General features: G+C 49.7%; 3 protein-coding genes. 1 reads left to right on the top strand and 2 read right to left on the bottom strand.

Going from position 1 to position 3,469, the window contains the following annotated elements:
• Positions 1 to 1,030, top strand: a 1,030-nt coding sequence (gene glnA / locus IEW48_RS16280) for a type I glutamate--ammonia ligase (RefSeq protein WP_188624673.1), incomplete at its 5' end; no start/stop codon positions are given.
• 61 nt (positions 1,031 to 1,091) lie between these two features.
• On the opposite strand, the gene IEW48_RS16275 is transcribed toward glnA, so the two are convergent.
• Complete coding sequence (locus IEW48_RS16275; RefSeq protein ID WP_268236587.1) at positions 1,092 to 1,763, bottom strand: L,D-transpeptidase family protein; 672 nt, start codon at positions 1,761 to 1,763, stop codon at positions 1,092 to 1,094.
• A gap of 287 nt (positions 1,764 to 2,050) precedes the next feature.
• Positions 2,051 to 3,202, bottom strand: a complete 1,152-nt coding sequence (locus IEW48_RS16270) for an IS1380 family transposase (protein ID WP_188624671.1) — start codon at positions 3,200 to 3,202, stop codon at positions 2,051 to 2,053.
• Positions 3,203 to 3,469 lie beyond the last annotated feature (267 nt).

Genomic DNA, 3,469 nt, shown 5'->3' with positions numbered 1-3,469 from the left:
ACCGTTTGCCGGAGATCCGCGGGGGGTCTTGAAGCGGATGCTGAAAGAGGCAGAAACGCTAGGCTTTACGGCCATGAACGTCGGGCCTGAACCGGAGTTCTTCCTGTTTAAGCTGGATGAAAAAGGCGATCCAACCTTGGAAGTGAATGATCAAGGCGGTTATTTTGATCTGGCTCCCACCGATTTAGGTGAAAATTGCCGCCGGGATATTGTGCTCACCCTGGAAAAAATGGGCTTTGAAATTGAAGCCTCCCACCATGAAGTGGCCCCGGGACAGCATGAGATCGACTTTAAATATGCCAATGCTGTCACTGCAGCCGATAATATCCAAACCTTTAAAGTGGTCGTGAAAAACGTCGCTAAACAACACGGGCTGCACGCCACGTTTATGCCCAAACCGCTGTTTGGGGTAAACGGATCAGGCATGCACTGTCACCAATCCTTGTTCAGGGGAGAGGAGAATGCCTTCTACGATGAACGGGATGAACTGGGCCTTAGTGACACCGCCAAACAATATTTGGCCGGCATTCTGCATCACGCCAGAGCCATGGCCGCCATTACCAATCCAACTGTCAACTCTTACAAACGTTTAGTGCCTGGCTATGAAGCGCCTTGCTATGTCGCCTGGTCGGCCAAAAACAGAAGTCCGCTGGTCCGGGTGCCGGCATCACGCGGTTTAAGCACGCGCATAGAATTGCGCAATCCAGACCCGTCGGCCAATCCGTATCTGGCCCTTGCCGTCATGCTGGCTGCTGGATTGGATGGCATTAAGAAAAAGCTTCCTCTGGTTCCACCAACGAATCAAAACATCTATACTATGACAGAAGAGGAGCGCAAGGAAAACCGCATTGACAGTCTGCCATCCACGCTCAAAGAAGCGATTGAAGAGTTGAAACAAAATGAGGTGCTTAAAAAAGCACTGGGTGAACATATTCTCACCCGCTTCATCGAAGCCAAAGAAATTGAATGGGATATGTTCAGAACCCAGGTGCATCCCTGGGAGCGCGACCAGTATCTCACCGCTTATTGAGAACCAAAGAGTATAAAGGAAAGCTGTCCCCATCGCTTGGGACAGCTTTTCTGTTTGAAAATTAACGGATTCCCCAATTCTCTAGCTGCTGGGTTGAGCCAATCCAGACAGGAGTGTGCTCCGGCAACAGCTCATACAAGTATTCCACATCATGATTGTGCATGCGCACACATCCCAGTGAAGCATACGTCCCAATGTTGGCCGGATTATTGGTGCCATGAATGCCGTAAGTGCCTCCTCCCCCAATATCAAGACCCAACCAGCGGGATTCCAGCGGGTTGTCAGGATGACCGCCAGCGACAGGAGGGGCAATGCCAGCCCCGCCCCAGGCCGGGTCAATGGCTTTGAAGACAATCTTAAATTGTCCTTCCGGAGTAAGAGAAGCATTTTTTCTTGAGGCGACAGGATAATCGGCGATCGCTCTTTCACCCTGGAACAAAAGCAGGCGGTTAGTGGACTTGTTGACCGCCACCCAGTAGCCTTGAGTAGGAGGATGAGCCGCCTTAATTCCTACCGGCTCAGTGATCCCCTGTTGATTTAAGGCGTGGTTCAGTTTCTCTGCCGTTGCTTTGTCCAAGCGTCCGCTGACCGGAAGCCCGTGATCCTCCTGAAAGACCAGCAGTTTTTGTTGGGTTTGTGGTCCAAAGATCCCATCTTGGACCAGTTCATAGCCGAGTAAACCCAATGCCTGCTGTAAATCGTTTACTCTTAACCCTCTGTCTCCTTGACTGATTTCAAGTGCGGTGGCATGCCGTCCGCCTGGGATGCGGCATTCATTGTCCTTGTATGTCCCAGTTATTTTTTATGTCCTTTTCCTGAATCCGTGACATATGGGCGGGATTGGTTTAAATATTTGCCACATGATGACTTATAGACATTAAAATGATCACAAAATATTTGATTATCACCTTAAATACCTATATATTCCAGCCCATCCCCCGCCCAGCAGATTTCGATGGCATGCCAAAGACGCCCTGGTCACAGGGCGTTTGAGTGACAGGTCAAATGTCTGGGCGAGGTTTAGGCAAAAGCCTGATAGAGCCGTTTAAACGGTGTTAACCAAGCCCGTGATCCAATATACAGATATTGCCGGCGGCCATGTGTCACCATTTTTGCTGCCAGGGTGATCAACGTCTGGATCACCGTCCGGATCCGGCGCTGCTGCACTTTTTTGCGCAGGGGGCTGTCATTCACCCGCAAACTCTCCTGACTGATGATCCGCAGCAGGGTATAGGTAAACAGCCCCAGACATAAGACCAGATCATTGGTGGCAAACTTACCGGACGGTAAGCGTTCCAAATCCAGATCGGTCTTGAGTTCACTATGAAACTGCTCGCAGGTGGCATGATCATGGTAGAGGTCAATGATATCGGCCACGTCCTCATCCAGATCCGTCCAATAAACATCCACCGTGATCTCTGGGATTAAAAGAATCTGGCCATCTTTGGCGATCGTCGTTTCCCGCACATCAAACACCTGATAGACCGGTTGGGGCAATCCCGGATCGGTCACACGGATTTTACCCGTATAGCGTGTGCACCCCTCCCGGATCACCGTGGCTTTTCCCTGATCCTGAGCAATGGCCAGCCAGGCTTCGGGGGATTCCCGGCGCAGGTTGCGTTTAATGATAAAATGCACCCCTTCTTCCTGACAAACGGCCAGGTTGTTCAGGGCATCGTTGCCGGCATCCATCCGTAACAACAAGGGTTTCTCTGTCATGCTTTTGGCCCGGGGAATCATCTCCCGCAGTTTTTGGTCCACCTCTTTCTGGACATGGGTGCGCCCTTCGCGCAACTCGGCATACAACCCGTACCCTTCCCGGCCAATATAGGCCAATAAGGGGGCATAGCCATCACAGCCTTTGTAGGTCCGGCTCACGCCTTCTTTGTGGGTATCGGTGTTATCAAAAGGGGAGACATCCACGTCGATCGGTNGGAAGAAGTCATCCTCACGAAAGGCTTCGATATGTTCAAAATCGCTTTTACCCTGAGCCAGCAATCCGATCATGGCATAAACAATGTCACTGTGGGACAGTAAGGGATACTTCAATCCTGGGATCTTGAGTTGGTTCAACTTGGGGCGTAAGTCTGTTTTTTCCAAGAGCAATCCAATTAATCCCAATCCACTATGGGCTGTTAATCGTTCATGAGAGGCTTTAATCATAAACCGCATCCTTTTCACCTGCCAGGTGGGAGAATCTGATTATACTTATTCCCATTGTACCAAAGCAGGTGAGGGATTAATAGATGAATCCTCACGGATTCAGGTTTATCTTTTATCTTCCAATATAATTAGGGTTTGCTGAAAAACAGAAAAATGTTGATATTGAAAGGAAAAGACCTATTTTTGGCGAAATTAAGTGCAAGGGTTTTTCAAAAACCACCTACAAAAACCTTGCACTTGGAGGTATTGCTGTGTATCGCCATAACCAGGATCAGC

This window comes from Caldalkalibacillus thermarum, assembly GCF_014644735.1.
In the GTDB taxonomy this organism is placed as follows: Bacteria; Bacillota; Bacilli; order Caldalkalibacillales; family Caldalkalibacillaceae; genus Caldalkalibacillus; species Caldalkalibacillus thermarum.
This window is presented reverse-complemented; position numbering and strand designations above follow the sequence as displayed.